Annotated in this window: 1 protein-coding gene; it reads left to right on the top strand. The window is 56.7% G+C overall.

Annotated elements, in window-relative coordinates:
* Nucleotides 1-67 precede the first annotated feature (67 nt).
* Nucleotides 68-997 (top strand): IS110 family RNA-guided transposase, encoded by a 930-nt coding sequence (locus tag AAEZ03_RS25670; RefSeq protein ID WP_153435342.1) that lies wholly within the window; start codon nucleotides 68-70, stop codon nucleotides 995-997.
* Nucleotides 998-1,080: the final 83 nt, after the last annotated feature.

Raw genomic sequence — 1,080 nt, 5'->3', positions numbered from 1 at the left:
GACCTCGAACAACAAGCGTGAGCCAGGCCAGAGCGACCTCTCATCTCCAAGACTAGAGGCTTTACTCATGTCTGCCTACGCCGGAATCGATGTATCCAAAGCCACCTTACAAGTGGCGCTGTATCCCGAGGTCTCCGAGCTTTGCGTGACCAATGACGCTGCCGGGCTCGAAGCTATCACTCTGTATCTCAAAGACCATGCGGTCGAACGTGTGTTGGTCGAAGCCACTGGCGGTTACGAAAGGCTGTCGGTCAGGCTGCTGGCCAAGGCCGGTTTGAAAGTGCAACGGATCAATCCCGTACGGGCGCGTCAATTCGCCCTAGCCATGGGCAAGCGGGCCAAGACTGATCCTATCGACGCACGAATGCTGGCCCTGTTTGCCTCTGCTTTGGAGGACAAGCATTTCGTTGTGCCTGACGTTGCTCGCGAGGAACTGACCGAGTTGGTCAATCAGCGTGACAGCTTGGTCCAGCAGCGCGATGACAACCGTCGCCGTATGAAGCAGGCCACGCTGCCTGTTGTGTTAGAGCACTACACCACGCTCGAATCGACATTACGCGTCTTGATCAAGGCATGCGATAAGCAGATCGCTGAGCAGAGTCGCCGTGTCGATGCAGACCTTCTCAAACGCCTGAGCGAGATCAAGGGTGTTGGTAGCGTCACAATTGCCAGTCTGTTCTGCTATTTGCCAGAACTGGGCGACCTGAACCGTTCGCAAGTAGCTGCCCTGGCGGGCGTGGCGCCTTACAACAACGACAGCGGGACGAAGATCGGGAAGCGCCATATATACGGCGGCCGGGCGAAACTACGTCGAGCGGCCTATATGTGCGCCCTGGTAATGACTCGCGTGAATCCAGATTTCAAAGCGCGGTGCGCTCGTCTGCGAGCGAGCGGCAAGCCAGCAAAAGTAGCACTGGTGGCCTGCATGCGCGTTCTGCTGGTGAGGCTCAATGCCATGGTACGTGATGGAGAACCATGGCGTGACCAACCAATTTGAAGTTGTATCCGGAAGGCAAACTTAGCGTCTGCCACCCTGATATGTGCGTTTGTCGGGCAAAGCGAAAGACAGTTGGCTCCTAC

This window comes from Pseudomonas sp. HY2-MNA-CIBAN-0224 (genome assembly GCF_040310285.1).
In the GTDB taxonomy this organism is placed as follows: domain Bacteria; phylum Pseudomonadota; class Gammaproteobacteria; order Pseudomonadales; family Pseudomonadaceae; genus Aquipseudomonas; species Aquipseudomonas helleri.
Note: the sequence above shows the minus strand (reverse complement) of the source record. Positions and strands in the feature narration are given on the sequence as shown.

Coding starts and splice junctions, on each gene's coding strand:
- AAEZ03_RS25670 (WP_153435342.1), top strand. CDS start 68: ATGTCTGCCTACGCCGGAATCGATGTATCCAAAGCCACCTTACAAGTG.